13 protein-coding genes are annotated in these 14,251 nt (G+C 62.2%); 8 read left to right on the top strand and 5 right to left on the bottom strand.

The window, feature by feature from the left end; all coding sequences use genetic code 11:
* Positions 1–110: 110 nt before the first annotated feature.
* The 4 genes from QYQ93_RS13740 to QYQ93_RS13725 all read right to left on the bottom strand — a co-directional run bounded on the left by QYQ93_RS13740 (position 111) and on the right by QYQ93_RS13725 (position 6,061).
* Positions 111–3,635: a molybdopterin cofactor-binding domain-containing protein gene (locus tag QYQ93_RS13740; protein ID WP_338477210.1), complete on the bottom strand. Its 3,525-nt coding sequence runs from the start codon at positions 3,633–3,635 to the stop codon at positions 111–113.
* Between the two features lie 2 nt (positions 3,636–3,637).
* Positions 3,638–4,123, bottom strand: coding sequence for a (2Fe-2S)-binding protein (locus QYQ93_RS13735; RefSeq protein WP_338477209.1), 486 nt, complete (start codon positions 4,121–4,123; stop codon positions 3,638–3,640).
* Positions 4,124–4,264: 141 nt separating this feature from the next.
* A complete protein-coding gene (locus tag QYQ93_RS13730) occupies positions 4,265–4,699 on the bottom strand; it encodes a MarR family winged helix-turn-helix transcriptional regulator (protein WP_043049867.1) in 435 nt (144 codons plus the stop codon).
* Positions 4,700–5,008: 309 nt separating this feature from the next.
* The gene (locus QYQ93_RS13725; protein WP_338477208.1) at positions 5,009–6,061 is read right to left on the bottom strand and encodes a 2,5-dihydroxypyridine 5,6-dioxygenase; all 1,053 of its coding nucleotides are present in this window, start codon (positions 6,059–6,061) and stop codon (positions 5,009–5,011) included.
* A 305-nt stretch (positions 6,062–6,366) separates the two neighbouring features.
* Between QYQ93_RS13725 and QYQ93_RS13720 the strand changes: the two genes are divergently transcribed.
* The 5 genes from QYQ93_RS13720 to QYQ93_RS13700 all read left to right on the top strand — a co-directional run bounded on the left by QYQ93_RS13720 (position 6,367) and on the right by QYQ93_RS13700 (position 11,199).
* Positions 6,367–7,500 carry an FAD-dependent monooxygenase gene (locus QYQ93_RS13720; RefSeq protein ID WP_043049869.1) on the top strand — a complete coding sequence of 378 codons (1,134 nt, stop codon included), beginning with the start codon at positions 6,367–6,369 and terminating at the stop codon, positions 7,498–7,500.
* Positions 7,497–8,297 (top strand): alpha/beta hydrolase, encoded by an 801-nt coding sequence (locus QYQ93_RS13715; protein WP_338477207.1) that lies wholly within the window; start codon positions 7,497–7,499, stop codon positions 8,295–8,297. Before QYQ93_RS13720 ends, QYQ93_RS13715 begins: the two co-directional genes overlap by 4 nt.
* Before the next feature lie 10 nt (positions 8,298–8,307).
* Positions 8,308–9,060: an Asp/Glu racemase gene (locus tag QYQ93_RS13710; protein WP_338477206.1), complete on the top strand. Its 753-nt coding sequence runs from the start codon at positions 8,308–8,310 to the stop codon at positions 9,058–9,060.
* A gap of 10 nt (positions 9,061–9,070) precedes the next feature.
* Entirely contained in the window at positions 9,071–9,703 is a 633-nt protein-coding gene (locus QYQ93_RS13705) for an N-carbamoylsarcosine amidohydrolase (RefSeq protein ID WP_338477205.1), read from the top strand.
* A gap of 185 nt (positions 9,704–9,888) precedes the next feature.
* Positions 9,889–11,199 (top strand): MFS transporter, encoded by a 1,311-nt coding sequence (locus QYQ93_RS13700; protein WP_338477204.1) that lies wholly within the window; start codon positions 9,889–9,891, stop codon positions 11,197–11,199.
* Here the strand turns inward: QYQ93_RS13700 and QYQ93_RS13695 are convergent.
* Entirely contained in the window at positions 11,150–12,571 is a 1,422-nt protein-coding gene (locus QYQ93_RS13695; RefSeq protein ID WP_338477203.1) for a PLP-dependent aminotransferase family protein, read from the bottom strand. The two genes, QYQ93_RS13700 and QYQ93_RS13695, sit on opposite strands and share 50 nt — an antisense overlap.
* Positions 12,572–12,702: 131 nt before the next feature.
* Between QYQ93_RS13695 and QYQ93_RS13690 the strand changes: the two genes are divergently transcribed.
* The 3 genes from QYQ93_RS13690 to QYQ93_RS13680 are packed head-to-tail and all read left to right on the top strand — an operon-like array spanning position 12,703 to position 14,199.
* Positions 12,703–13,179, top strand: coding sequence for a carboxymuconolactone decarboxylase family protein (locus QYQ93_RS13690; RefSeq protein WP_043049875.1), 477 nt, complete (start codon positions 12,703–12,705; stop codon positions 13,177–13,179).
* Positions 13,172–13,612, top strand: a complete 441-nt coding sequence (locus QYQ93_RS13685) for a GNAT family N-acetyltransferase (protein ID WP_338477202.1) — start codon at positions 13,172–13,174, stop codon at positions 13,610–13,612. The genes QYQ93_RS13690 and QYQ93_RS13685 overlap by 8 nt, the downstream gene beginning before the upstream one ends.
* Positions 13,609–14,199, top strand: a complete 591-nt coding sequence (locus tag QYQ93_RS13680; RefSeq protein WP_338477201.1) for an FMN-dependent NADH-azoreductase — start codon at positions 13,609–13,611, stop codon at positions 14,197–14,199. Before QYQ93_RS13685 ends, QYQ93_RS13680 begins: the two co-directional genes overlap by 4 nt.
* Positions 14,200–14,251: the final 52 nt, after the last annotated feature.

Genomic DNA, 14,251 nt, shown 5'->3' with positions numbered 1-14,251 from the left:
TCTGATTTGTGAATACAGTCAAAATGTGGGAGGGGGCTTGCTCCCGATGGCGGTGGGTCAGCCCCACCTATACCGGGGCTAGTCGAATCGTCGCGCCGCCTCTTCCACAGTCAATGGCTGCCGGGGTTGGCGCGCAAGTGGGCGACCTTCTGTTCCAGCCCTTGCCACTGTGGCGCGTTCGGCGCAAATCGCCCGCGCAAGTAGGCCACCAGATCCGCCACCTGGGTATTCGACAAGCTGTCCTTGAACCCCGGCATATACCCCAGGTCGCGGGTCGCCGGCTGGGGGATGCCTTGCAAAATCACCTTGATCAAATTATCCGGCTGGTCGCTGAACACATTGGTGTTGGTTGCCAATGACGGGCTGACCCCAAACAGTTTCGGCCCCAGCCCATCGGCATGGCAGGCTTTGCACGAACCTTCGAAGACGCGTCGGCCGTTCGGATTCGGTACAGGCGCTGCTGCGACCTGTGCCTGCGCTGCCGCTTCGTGATTGAGCGAAGCCAGGTACACTGCCATCGCACGGATATCCGCCTTCGGCAGCTTCGACAATTCGCTCACCACTGGCCCCATCGGGCCCGCCGCCACACCATGGGCGTCGGAATAGCCGGTGCTCAAATAGGTAAACAGCTGGTCTTCGGTCCAGGGCGTTGGGGCCTTGGACAACCCCGTCAGCGCCGGGGCCTCCCAGCCATCTACCACACCGCCGGCGAGGAATGCCTTGCCGCCCTTTTCCGCCCCCATGAGGTTGCGCGGCGAATGACACGCGGCGCAGTGTCCGAGGCCATTGACCAGATAATTGCCGCGATTCCATTGTTCACTGCGCTCAGGCTGCGGGGTGATTTCGCCGCGCCTCAGGTTCAGTGCGTTCCACCCCGCCATCAAGGGTCTGAAATTGAACGGAAACTTCATCGCGTTCGGTGTTGCTGCCCGGCTGACTGGCGCTTGGGACATCAGGTAGGCATACAGCGCCTGCATGTCTGCCTCGTTGATATTGCGAAATGCCGTATAGGGAAACGCCGGATACAGGTTACGCCCGTCGCGCCCGATGCCGTCACGCATTGCCCGTTCGAAGGCCGGGTACGACCAGGCGCCAATGCCGGTGTTCACATCCGGGGTGATGTTGCTGCTGTACAAGGTGCCGAACGGCGTCTGCATGGCCAGGCCGCCGGCATTGGGCGCCCCACCCGGCGCCGTATGGCACACCGCGCAGTCGCCGACCGCCGCAAGCAGGCGTCCGCGCTCCAGGGTGGCTTTGGACCAGGTGCCGGGGCTGGGCGGTGCGATAGGCGCGATTTCGCTGTGCAACGGCCAAGCCGTGGCCAGCAGTGCTCCGAGGGTCGCGAACAGCGCGCCGAACCACCATTTGCGGCGTTTTTGTGGCGACTTGGCCGGCTCAGCCAAGGTGCCGGCCTTCAATGCCGCCAGTACCCGCTCCGGGGTGATCGGCAACTCGCGAAAACGGATACCGGTGGCGTCATAGATCGCATTGGCAATCGCCGCCGCGCTGGGTACCGACGCCGATTCACCGGCGCCCATAGGCGGCTGGTCCTGGCACGGCATCATCAGCACATCGATCTTCGGCACCTCAGGAAAGGTCAGGATCGGGTAACCGCCCCACTCCTTGCTCGCCACCGTGGATTCCTCGAAGGTCACCCGCTCCTTCAATACACGGCTGGTGGACTGAATTACATTGCCATGGATCTGATGCTCAACCCCCGCCGGGTTGATCATCATCCCCGCGTCATGGCCGATCACCACCCGCGTCACCGATACATCGCCGGTGTGCTTGTCGATGGCCACGTCCGCTACCCATGCGGCCCAGGCCGCGCCGAAGCCGGGAAACTTACTGTGGATGTAGCGCGCATAGGCAAAGCCGCGGCCACGTAACAGGTGGTCATCGCTGGCGGTTTGCATCGGCGCGGTGCGTGGGGACCAGGCGGCGCGTTCGGCGGTAGATTTCACCAAGTCGATGGCGCGCGGGTCCTTGAGGTAACGCAGGCGGTATTCCACCGGATCGACGCCAGCGGCGAAGGCCAGTTCATCGATATAGGACTCGTGGGCAAAGGTATTGGGCAAGGCCGACACGCCACGCATCCAGGAGGCCCGCACGATAGGCGCCATGTCATTGATGGTCACGCGCATATTGTCGATGTCATAAGGCGGGATCGAAGTGCGGTCGCCCATTTCGAACATCGCCGCCACCGGTTCGACGCGGCCGGTCAGCAGCAATGCCAGGGTCGGCGCGCCGTTGGACGGGTAGCTGGTTTCGAAGTCATAGGCGGCAATGCTGCCATCGGCGTTCACGCCGCCGTCCACCTCCATCAATTGCGCGGTGCCCTTGGGCTCCCATAGATGTTCCTGTTCACGGGTCAGTTGCACGCGCACTGGCTTGCCCACCGCCCGGGACAACAACAAGGCGTCGGCGCACACATCGTCGGCACAGTTGCGCCCATAACAGCCGGCGGCTTCCATGCGGATCACCTCGATCAGGGCTTCATCGCATTCCAGCAGCCACGCCAGGTCGGCACGCAGCAGGTGCGGGTTCTGGCTGCCGGACCATACGCGGCTGCCGCTGTCCTGATAATCCGCCACGGCGCAGGATGGGCCGATGGAGGCATGCATCTGGTAGGGCCACAGGTAAGTACGCGGCATGCGCTGGCTGGCATTGGTCAGGGCGGCGTCGACCTCGCCCTGATCGAGCACGGTGCGGCGCACGCGCGGGTTGGCGCGAATGGCCTGCGCCACGTCGCGCATATCCGGCGCCGCGTGAGCCCACGGTTTCCATTGCACCTGCAGCTCGGCGGCAGCCTTGATCGCCTGTTCTTCGCGCAACGCCACTACGCCGACAAAATCCCGGATCACCACCACCGCGACGATGCCGGGGATATGGGCGATGGAGGCTTCGTCCACACTCAACAGGCTATTGCCAACAAACTCCCCACAGTCGAGCCCCGCATACGGCGGGCGCACCACCCGGCCGTGGAGCATGCCCGGCACGCGCATGTCGTGCACATAGGTCAGCTCGCCGGTGGCTTTGCCGGGGATGTCCACGCGGGCCGTGTCCTGGCCGACCAGACGGTAGTCCGCGAGCGCCTTGAGCGGCGCGCTGCCGCTGATGCGCACTTGGTCATGCTGGTCGCTGACCAGCTCGGAATAGGTGGTGGTGCGCCCATCGGCGGCACAGATAACGCCGGCCTCGACCTTGAGGCTGGCGGTACCGACGCCCCAGCGTCCTGCCGCCCGTGCCAACAAAAAGCGTCGCGCCTCTGCCGCTGCGTTGCGCAGGGGCACGGCGCAAATCTGCAAGGTCGCACTGGCAATGGTCGCGCCCTGGTTCGGCGCACGCGCGGTATCGCCCAGCACCATCCTCACCTGGTCCATGCCCAGGTCCAGCTCTTCGGCGACGATCTGCGCCAACGCCGTGCGCACGCCGGTACCCAGGTCCACATGGCCATTGAACGCATACACCAGGCCATCATCGTTCACAGCGATAAACAGCCCCAGCTCCTTGGGTTTGACCGTGGGCGTGCCGCCCTTGGCTACCGGCCCCGAGGGCGGCAATACATCATCGACAATCAGCAATACACCGGCCTTGGCCAGCCACTGCTCACGGGAAAGGGTCGTTTCGGTCATGATCATCCGTCCACGTTCATAAGGCGTGCCGCACGCAATACCGCGCGCAGGATCTCGATATGGGTGCCGCAGCGGCAAAGGTTGCCCGACAGCTCGTTGCGTACCTGGGTTTCACTGGGCTTGGGGTTGCGGTCGAGCAGGGCCTTGGCAGTCATGATCATGCCGTTGAGGCAGTAGCCGCATTGCGCGGCCTGCTCGTCGATGAACGCCTGCTGCACCGGGTGCGGCGCCTGGCGCGTACCCAGACCTTCAAGGGTGACGATCCTGCGCCCTGCTGCACCCGCCAGAGGGAACACACAGGAACGAGCGGCCACGCCATCAATGATCACGGTGCAGGCACCGCACTCCCCCAGGCCACAGCCGTACTTGGGGCCATTGAGTTGCAGGTCGTTGCGCAGTACCAGTAACAGCGGTGTATCCGCCATGGCGCTGACTTCGCTTGTCTGGCCGTTGACCTCAAGCATTACCGTGATGGGTTGGCTGGTCATTCGCTTCGCCTGTGCCGGTTGGTGAAGTGCCTACTACATTAAACAGCCAAAAAAAACGTCGCGGACCTGGGGCCTCGCGACACACTCGACTGGTGAAGTGGCTACTACATCAACACAGAGCAAAAACGATGCCAGCGCAGGTTATTCCTGGGGATCGTCAATCATCTTGCGTAGCAGAAACAGGACCGCTACACGCTCGGCGGGGTTGAGATTGCTCATGGTCAATTCGCTGATCTGAGCCGCACGCGGTGCGGTCTGCGCGACCAGTTCAGCGCCGGAGGCAGACAAGTCGACCACCACCTTGCGCTTGTCTGCAGGGTCCGGTTCCAGGGTAATCAGCGCCTTGGCCTTGAGACGTTCGACGATACCGCGAATGGTCGCCTGGTCCACGGCGGTAGCCTTGACCAGTTCAGTGAGGGAGCTTGCACCCTGATCGCGCAACGCACACAAGGTCACGAACTGCACGGCGGTGAGCTGGGAGTCGCCGACATTCTGCTGGAATATCGCCAGGTGGCGCTGGTAGGCCTTGCGCAGCAGGTGGCCGACTTGCTCAGAAAAAACGTAGGAATCAGGCACGGCGGGCTCGGTGCGTGGTTTGGATGGGTGGCATGATGGCGGGGTTAGTGAACGGACTCAAGATGCCCTTGAAGAAACACCCTCCCACATTTGGCTTTGCAGTGTTGTGCAAATCGAGCTATTTACCCGTACAGCCTGGATGAGCTTAAGAGATACACACTTTAACTGACACACCGCAAAAACTGTGGGAGGGGGCTTGCTCCCGATGGCGGTGGGTCAGGTATTGATGCACTCACTGACACGCCCTCATCGGGAGCAAGCCCCCTCCCACACTTGGATCTCTATATCTATCAGCTCCCACACGGATACTCAGCGTGCCAGCGATCGCGCTGGCGCGACCACATCGCCACCCAGCACCATCGCCTCATCGTCCAGATACACATCACAATTGCGCAGCGGGATATCCATATGGCACGGCGTCTTGCGCGTGCCGCCCACTTCGGTATTCGGCCCGGTGGAGAACAGGAAGTTGCCATAGAACGCCCGCGCATCCATGCACATGCCGTCGTTCTTGTCGTGCAGGCCCATGGCGGTCCATTGCGCCCGTGGTTGCAGGCCCCAGCCAATATGGGAGATGCCGTACACCTCGGGGTCATCGAAGTACTTCATGTAGTCGCTCAGGTACTGCGCCTCGAACCCACCGTGAATCCGCGTAATAAAGCCCTTTTCGATTTCCAGGGTGATCTTTTCACGGGTGTAGGTCTTGAACGGTAACAGGATGTCGCCGATGTCCAGCACCAGCACGCCCTCGGCAGTTTCTTCATTGGGCCAGGAGAACAGGAAGCCGCTGGGCCAGTGGTCCCAGCGCCCCGGTTCATCGGCGAAGCCGTACTCGGTCACCGACGGGTATTGGCCCAAAGCAGCGCGGAAGTCGCTGCCGGCGCGGGACTTGACGTGGATCGAGCGCGCCTTCTTCAGCAGCTGTTCGGCGGCCAGCACACGTACCTTGTCCTCTTCGCTGGGCAGCATGCGCGCCAGCACTTCCGGCGGCTCGACGGCAAGCAGGATACGCGTGCCGGTCTTGAGGATCTGCTCCTGCTCCGGCGAGTGCAGCAGCATCATGGTGTCGACGATCAAGTCCGCCGCCTCCAGCGCGCGCTGGGCAGCAATATTGCCAGTGAGCGCGGTGTCGCCGCAGTAGGCAGTCATGTCGTTGCCCATTGCCCGCGGGTGGTTGAACGACGGCAATTCCACCGCATACACCTTGGCCCCCAGGCGCTGCGCCGCATCCATGGCGGCACGCACAGTACGCGGGTCGGAGTAATGGCTCTTGAGCACCGCGACGCTCTGGGTCGGGTCGACCTTGGACAACTTCAACACGTGCTCAAACATCTGGGTCAATTCACAGTCGCTTACCGGCATTTTCCTGTCTCCTGAGGGCTGCACCCTGTTCGGGCAGCGCGCTTCAACTTAGTGCATTTTTATAGCGTATACACCACTTAAAGATGATGAGACCTGATTTAAAGATGGACTGCAAGCGCCAGTTAAAAACGTTACCAATCCACACAAACCTAATATTTGCTAGACACTCCTAGTTACACAAGCTTCTTAAGACCAAAAAATAAATTTCCCCGCACAGACTTCCCATTTTAAAAAATGAGCGTATACACTTTAAAAACCTTGCGGACCAGACACCGCCTGAATTCAAAAAAGAGAGGATGACGCCCATGGGAAGCACACAAAAAATCGCCATAGTCGGCGCCGGCCTGGGCGGTGCCGCTGCGGCTACCTTGCTGCAGCAAGCCGGCTTCAACGTGAATGTCTACGAACAGGCGCCGGAGTTCTCCCGCCTGGGTGCGGGAATCCACATGGGCCCCAACATCATGAAAATCTTCCGCCGCATGGGCATCGAAAAACAGCTGGACCTGATGGGCTCGCACCCTGAGCACTGGTTCAGCCGCTGCGGCGAAAGTGGTGATTACCTCTCGCGCATCCCGCTCACCGGTTATGGCGCCTCCTACATCACCGTGCACCGTGGCGACCTGCATGCGTTGCAGATGTCCACGCTGCAGCCCGGTACCCTGCACTTCAACAAGCGCCTGGAAACCCTCGAAGAAACCGATACCCAGGTGCGCCTGACCTTCGCCGACGGCACGGTGACCTATGCCGACATCGTGATCGGCGCCGACGGCATCAATTCGAAGATCCGCGAAGAACTGCTGGGGGTGGAGAAACCCTTGTACAGCGGCTGGGTGGCGCACCGCGCATTGATCCGAGGCGAGCAACTGGCCAAGTACGACCTCAGGTTCGAAGACTGCATCAAGTGGTGGACCGAGGATCGCCACATGATGGTCTACTACACCACCGGCAAGCGCGACGAGTACTACTACGTCACCGGCGTACCCCATGCCGAATGGGACTTCCAGGGCGCCTTCGTCGACAGCAGCCGCGAAGAGATGTTCGAAGCCTTCAAGGGCTACCACCCCACCGTGCAGGCGCTGATCGAATCCACCGATAGCGTGACCAAGTGGCCGCTGCGCAACCGCAACCCGTTGCCGCTGTGGAGTCGCGGTCGCCTGGTATTGCTTGGCGACGCCTGCCACCCGATGAAGCCGCACATGGCCCAGGGCGCCGGCATGGCCATCGAAGATGCCGCCATGCTCACCCGCTGCCTGCAGGAAACCGGGATCAGCGACTACCGCAACGCCTTCGAACTGTATGAAGCCAACCGCAAGGAACGCGCGTCCCGGGTGCAAGCGGTGTCCAATGCCAACACCTGGCTACGCACCCAGGAAGACCCGGCCTGGGTCTACGGTTACGACCTGTATGCCCAGGAGCTGAAGTCGGGGGTGGCCGCATGAGTACCTTTCTCCATGGCGGCAACGTGCAGGCCAATGGCATTCGCCAGCACTATCTGCGCTACGGCGGTACAGGCCCGGCGCTGATCCTGGTCCCGGGCATCACCAGCCCGGCAATTACCTGGGGTTTCGTCGCCGAGCGCCTGGGTGAGCAGTTCGATACCTATGTGCTGGATGTGCGCGGGCGCGGGCTGTCGTCCACCGGGCCGGAACTGGATTACAGCGCCGACACCTGCGCCGAGGACATTGGCGCATTTGCCGACGCACTGGGCCTGGACAGCTACCACCTGGTCGGCCACTCCATGGGTGCGCGCTTTGCCGTGCACAGTGCGATCAAGCACCCGCAAGGCGTCAACCGCATGGTGTTGATCGACCCGCCGGTGTCCGGTCCTGGCCGGCGGGACTACCCGAGCAAACTGCCTTGGTATGTCGACTCGATCCGCCTGTCAGTGACTGGCATGGATGCCCAGGCGATGCGCGCCTTCTGCGCCACCTGGACCGATGAGCAGCTGCAACTGCGCGCCGAGTGGCTGCACACCTGCTACGAACCGGCCATCGTGCGTGCCTTCAATGACTTCCACACGGTGGACTTCCACCAGCACCTGCCCCACCTCAAGGCCCCTGCCCTGCTGATGGTGGCCGGGCGCGGCGGGGTGATCCTCGATGAAGACATCGCCGAAATCCAGGCCCTGCAACCGAGTATCCAGGTCGCGCGCGTGCCGAACGCCGGGCACATGATCCCGTGGGACGACCTTGAGGGCTTTTTCGATGCCCTTGGCGACTTCCTCACCCAACAATAAGGACACCCCCATGCTCAAGCCCTACCGCATCGGCCAGATCGTGCCCAGTTCCAACACCACCATGGAAACCGAGATCCCGGCCATGCTCAACGCGCGCCAGGCGATCCGTCCTGAGCGCTTTACCTTCCACTCCAGCCGCATGCGCATGAAGCAAGTGCGCAAGGAAGAACTGGCGGCGATGGATGGCGAGTCCGACCGTTGCGCCATCGAATTGTCCGACGCCAAGGTCGACGTGCTGGGGTATGCCTGCCTGGTGGCGATCATGGCCATGGGCCTGGGCTACCACCGCAAATCCGAACTACGCCTGCGCCAGGCTACGGCCGACAACGACGCCAATGCCCCGGTGATCACCAGCGCAGGCGCCTTGATCGAAGGCTTGAAGGTGATGGGCGCCAAGCGTATCGCGATTGTTGCGCCCTATATGAAACCGCTGACCGAACTGGTGGTGAACTACATCCGCGCAGAAGGCTTTGAAGTCGTCGACTGGCGCGCCCTGGAGATCCCCGACAACCTCGAAGTGGCCCGCCACGACCCCGCCAACCTGCCGGCCATCGTTGCCGGCATGAACCTGGAAGGCGTCGACGTGATCGTGCTGTCGGCCTGCGTGCAGATGCAGTCGCTGCCGGTGGTGGCCAAGGTCGAGGCGCAAACCGGCAAACCTGTGCTCACCGCCGCCATCGCCACCACCTACGCCATGCTCAAGGCACTGGACCTGGAACCTATCGTTCCCGGGGCCGGTGCCCTGCTTTCCGGCGCCTACTGAGGGAACTGAAATGAGCGAACAATCCGCCGACGCCAATTACCAAGGCGTGTGGGGCAACCGCATTGGCTTCGGCAACAAAGCCGCGCTGCTGATGATCGACTTCATGCAGGGCTACACCCGCGAAGGCGCGCCACTGTTCGCGCCCGGCGTGGTCAGCGCCGTGGCTGAAAGCGTCGAACTGCTGGCCTGTGCACGCCGACACGGGATTGCGGTGGTGCACACCAATATCCGCTACCATCCCGGCCATTTCGCCGACGGCGGCATCTGGGTGAAAAAGGCCCCGGTAATGAAAGACATGGTCGAAGGCAACCCTCTGGCGGCGTTCTGCACCGAGGTATTACCCCAGCCTGATGAAGTGGTGATCAGCAAACAGTACGCCAGCGCATTTTTCGGCAGCAGCCTGGCCCCGATGCTGCACGCCCAAGGTATCGATACCGTGGTACTGGCCGGCTGCTCCACCAGCGGCTGCATCCGCGCAACAGCAGTGGACGCGGTGCAACACGGGTTTCGCACCATTGTCGTGCGCGAATGCGTCGGCGATCGCCATCCGGCGCCCCACGAAGCCAACCTGTTCGATATCGACAGCAAGTACGGTGATGTGGTGAGCAAGCTGGAGGCGATGCGCCAATTCAGGGAGCAATAAGGCTTCACCCGGAACCGCGCCATAGAGCGCGGTCCTGCAAAAAACTGTGAGCCGCCGAGGTTGAGAACCTCGGTGCAGCTTTCAGTCTTCTGACACTGCCTTTGGACGTCGCTTTAACAGCACGCCGAAGTGCTGGAACAAAAGCGGCTGTATAAAAACCATAAGTCACCGCCAGGAGACACCCCATGCCCATTGCGAATGCTGTGCCCGCGACTACAGTCGCCGATCCCGTCACCACGCTCTACCACAAGATCACCTGGAAGCTGATCCCTTTCCTGTGTTTCTGTTATCTGGCCGCCTACCTGGACCGCATCAACATCGGCTTCGCCAAACTGCAGATGCTCGACCAGCTGCACTTCAGCGAAACCGCCTTCGGCCTTGGCGCCGGCTTGTTTTTCGTCGGCTACATCATCTTTGAAGTGCCCAGCAACCTGGTGCTGGAGCGGGTCGGCGCGAAGATCTGGATCGCGCGCATCATGATCACCTGGGGCTTGCTCTCGGCCTGCACCATGCTGGTCACCTCCACCACCCAGTTCTACATCCTGCGTTTTTTGCTCGGTGCCGCCGAAGCCGGTTTCCTGCCGGGGGTGCTGTACTACCTGACCACCTGGTTCCCCATTCACCGGCGTGGGCGCATCATCGCGCTGTTCATGATCGGACTGCCGCTGTCCAGCGTGATCGGCGGCCCGCTGTCTGGCTGGATCATGGGCCACTTCGACCAGATGGCCGGGCTGCGTGGCTGGCAATGGCTGTTCCTGATCGAAGCGGTACCCAGCGTGTTGCTGGGGGTGCTGACGTTCTGGGCGCTGCCCAACAGCTACCAGCAAGCCAAATGGCTGTCGGATGAGGAAAAGGCCCTGCTGGAAAACGAGCTGCGCAAAGACGACGCCGATGGTGCCGGCAGCAAGCACAGCTTCCGTGACGGTTTCTTCAATCTCAAGGTGTGGATGCTCGGCGGTATCGACTTCTCGATCCTGCTCAGTGCCTATGCCATGGGCTTCTGGATGCCCACCTTCATCCGCAATGCCGGGGTCACCGACACCTTCCATATCGGCATGCTTACCGCCCTGCCCAGCGTGGCCGCACTGCTCGGCATGCTGCTGATCGGCGCCAGTTCCGACAAGCACCGCGAACGCCGCTGGCACATCATCGTGCCGTTTTTCATCGGCGCGGCGGCGATGGCCACCAGCACTTTTTTCACCCATAACGTAGCTGCCACCGTGGCGTTGTTCGCGATTGCCTCGGCGGCCATCATCGGTGCGGTGCCGGTGTTTTTCAGCCTGCCTGCGACCTTTCTCAAAGGCACTGCCGCGGCTACCGGGTTTGCCCTGGCCTGTTCGGTTGCCAATATCGCGGGCCTGGTGAGCAACTCGCTGATGGGCGTGGCGATCGACGTGACCGGCAGCAGTGCGGGCGCGCTGTGGTTTTTTGCCGGCTGCCTGATGCTCAGCAGTTTGCTGGTGATTGCGCTGCCAGCGAAACTGGTGAACCGTTGAGCGCTTGAGCCGAACACGCCTGCAAGATCTCCAGCAGCTTCAGGGTCAGGTGCGTGGCCTGCCCTGGCGTTGCCACATTGGTGAACCCCATCAGCAATCCCTGCTCACGCCCGGCTTCGAGGGTCCAGCCGGACAAGGGTTGAACGCCCAGGCCGGCCATGTCGGCGGCCTCTGCGACCTGCACATCCGACACCTGCACGCGCAACCGCGCGAGCAAATTGATCCCGCCGGCCTGCTCGTCCACCTGCAAAAACGCGGCGCAATGCGTTTGCAGTGCTTGCACCAGCATCGCCCTGCGCTGCGCATACAAGCCGCGCATCTTCTTCAAATGCCGAGTGAAGTGCCCCTGCTCCAGAAAGTCCGCCGCCGTCAGTTGCAGTAGCTGTGCACTGCGCTGCTGCAACACCTTGGCACTGTGCTGAAATGTGTCGATCAACGCCGCCGGCACCACCAGATAACCCAGGCGCAAACCGGGAAACAGCATCTTGCTGAAGCTGCCGGCATAGATCACCCGGTCATCGGCGTCCTGGCTTTTCAACGCTGCCAACGGCTGGCCCTGGTAGCGAAACTCGCTGTCATAATCATCTTCGACCACCCAACTGCCCTGCGCCCGCGCCCACCCCAGCAAGGCCCGACGCCGCGTCGGGCTCAGCGCCACCCCCAGCGGGCTCTGGTGCGCCGGTGTGACGATCGCCAGCCGCGCCTGCTCGCCGCGCCGGATGCCCTGCTGCACATCCAGCCCATCGTGATCCACGGGCACCGGCACCAGCGCCACCCCCAGATGGCGCAACAATTGACGTGCATGCAGGTAGCCCGGGTCTTCGAACCAGCAAGCCTGTCCCGCCATGTCCAATGCATCGCACAGCAGTGTCAGGCACCCGGCGTAGCCGGCACACACAAACACTTGGCTGGGCGTGCATTCCACGCCGCGGTACAACGCCAGGTAGCTGGCAATCGCCACCCGCAATGCCTGGGCCCCCTGTCCGTCGCCCATCGCCAGGCTGTCGGCATCAATGCGCCGCACTTGCCGGGTGACCAGGCGTGCCCACAATTTACGCGGGAAGGCATCCAGCGCTGGCAAGCCCATTTGCAGTGGGCGCGGCCCGCTGACCAGCGGTGGCACCCTGGGCAACGGCTTTACCTTGACCGGTGCCAGCGTTGCGGCAATCACCGTACCGGCCTGCCCACGGGCCTGGAAAAAACCTTCGCTGACCAGCAACTGATACGCCGCCTCCACGGTCCCCCGCGCCACCTTAAGTTCCTGGGCCAGTGCGCGGACCGAAGGCACACGCTCGCCAGGCCGCAACTGGCCCTGGTCGATAGCCAGGCGAAAGCGCCGATAGATTTCCTGGTATTTGGGCAGTGACGGCATCGTATTCAGCTCGTTGGCAAGACGGGTGGGAGTCTGATCATGTCCCAACCCACTTGTCCAATCATGCCCCTGTCGACGGGCAACTGCCGCCGCGAAAATGGCGCATCCCCCACACCTACAAGGATCGCACCATGAAACACCGTCTCGATTACGCCCTGGCCGCCCCCGATGGCTACAAAGCGCTGGGCTCCGTGCACAGCTATATCCACCGCTGCGGCCTGGAGAGAGAACTGATCGACCTCGTGTACCTGCGGGTCTCGCAGCTCAATGGCTGCGCCTATTGCCTGGACTCCCATTCCCGCGATCTGCTCAAACAGGGCGTGAGCCTGGAAAAGATCATGTTGCTGGCCACCTGGCACGAAGCGACAGTGCTGTTCACACCCCGTGAATGCGCGGCGCTGGCTTGGGCCGAGGTAGTCACGCAGGTGGCGCAAAGCCAGGTCCCGGATGCCGACTACGCCGCCGTTGCGGCTGTATTCAGTGACAAGGAAGTCGCCGACCTGACCCTGGCAATTTCCTTGATGAACGCGCTGAACCGCGTCGCCATCAGCTTTCGCAAGGTACCGGCAGCGATCAAGGCGCATCTGGAGAACCTTAACCATGAATGAACACGTCGAGTTTCAGCTGATGGAAACCGTGGCCGACTGCATGGCCAGTTTCGACATCATGCGCCAATTGCGTCCGCACCTGACCGACGCCCACGCATTCGCCGGGCAGGTCCAGCGTCAACGGGAGAGCGGCTACTACTTGCTGGCCGCCCGTGAGCACGGACGGGTGATTGGCCTGGCCGGTTACCGCCTCACGGAAAATACCCTCTACGGCCGCTTTATCTATGTCGATGACCTGGTCGTGGACGCCCCCCTGCAACGCAGGCGCCTGGGTGAACAGCTGCTTGAGCGGGTACGCCAGGCAGCCCGCGCTTTAGGCTATCGTTACCTGGTGCTGGACACCGGCATGCATATGGCCCTGGCCCAGCGCTTCTACTTCCGCCAAGGCCTGCTTCCACGGGGCATGCATTTTTCCCAGGACCTGAGCCAATGACCCACGCCCTGCTTCTCAGCTTCAGCCCCCACGGCAAGACCGCGCAGACCTTCAAGCTGGCCCGTGCTCTGCTCAACGACCTGGTGCCTGGCGCCGAAGTTATCGAGCGCGACTACGGCAGCCAGGCTCTGGCGCCGCTGACCCGTGAATACGCGAACGCGCTCACCACCCCTGGCGGCCTGAGTGGCAGCGCCACGGCGCTGTCGGAACAGCTTATCGTCGAGCTGGAAGCCTGCGACCTGTTGATTGTCTGCACACCGGTGCACAACTTCACCGTACCGGCAGCGCTCAAGGCCTGGATAGACCATGTAGTACGCATCCATCGCAGCTTCACCATCAATGCGCAGTTCGAGAAAGTCGGCCTGCTCAAGGACCGACGCACCTTTGTGCTGGTCAGCAGCGGCAATGCGCGCAAAGGGCATGAGCCGGACTTTCTCACGCCTTACATGACCGCCATCCTGTCTACGGTGGGCATCCACTCCGTGGATTTCATCTACCTGGGCGCCATGGTGCGGGGTGAAGAAGCGGTCGCCCGGGCCGTGGAGCAGGCACATCGACAGCTGTACGAGGCAATCAGCCTCAGCTGAGAGCGGGCTGCGCACGCTTGCCTCGACAAGCCGCTTGAGTGCGCAAATCGAC

Origin of the sequence: Pseudomonas khavaziana (genome assembly GCF_036704165.1) — a bacterium.
Lineage (GTDB): Bacteria > Pseudomonadota > Gammaproteobacteria > Pseudomonadales > Pseudomonadaceae > Aquipseudomonas > Aquipseudomonas khavaziana.
Note: the sequence above shows the minus strand (reverse complement) of the source record. Positions and strands in the feature narration are given on the sequence as shown.

Coding starts and splice junctions, on each gene's coding strand:
- QYQ93_RS13700 (WP_338477204.1), top strand. CDS start 9,889: ATGCCCATTGCGAATGCTGTGCCCGCGACTACAGTCGCCGATCCCGTC.
- QYQ93_RS13725 (WP_338477208.1), bottom strand. CDS start 6,061: ATGCCGGTAAGCGACTGTGAATTGACCCAGATGTTTGAGCACGTGTTG.
- QYQ93_RS13740 (WP_338477210.1), bottom strand. CDS start 3,635: ATGACCGAAACGACCCTTTCCCGTGAGCAGTGGCTGGCCAAGGCCGGT.
- QYQ93_RS13705 (WP_338477205.1), top strand. CDS start 9,071: ATGAGCGAACAATCCGCCGACGCCAATTACCAAGGCGTGTGGGGCAAC.
- QYQ93_RS13690 (WP_043049875.1), top strand. CDS start 12,703: ATGAAACACCGTCTCGATTACGCCCTGGCCGCCCCCGATGGCTACAAA.
- QYQ93_RS13710 (WP_338477206.1), top strand. CDS start 8,308: ATGCTCAAGCCCTACCGCATCGGCCAGATCGTGCCCAGTTCCAACACC.
- QYQ93_RS13695 (WP_338477203.1), bottom strand. CDS start 12,571: ATGCCGTCACTGCCCAAATACCAGGAAATCTATCGGCGCTTTCGCCTG.
- QYQ93_RS13735 (WP_338477209.1), bottom strand. CDS start 4,123: ATGACCAGCCAACCCATCACGGTAATGCTTGAGGTCAACGGCCAGACA.
- QYQ93_RS13715 (WP_338477207.1), top strand. CDS start 7,497: ATGAGTACCTTTCTCCATGGCGGCAACGTGCAGGCCAATGGCATTCGC.
- QYQ93_RS13685 (WP_338477202.1), top strand. CDS start 13,172: ATGAATGAACACGTCGAGTTTCAGCTGATGGAAACCGTGGCCGACTGC.
- QYQ93_RS13680 (WP_338477201.1), top strand. CDS start 13,609: ATGACCCACGCCCTGCTTCTCAGCTTCAGCCCCCACGGCAAGACCGCG.
- QYQ93_RS13720 (WP_043049869.1), top strand. CDS start 6,367: ATGGGAAGCACACAAAAAATCGCCATAGTCGGCGCCGGCCTGGGCGGT.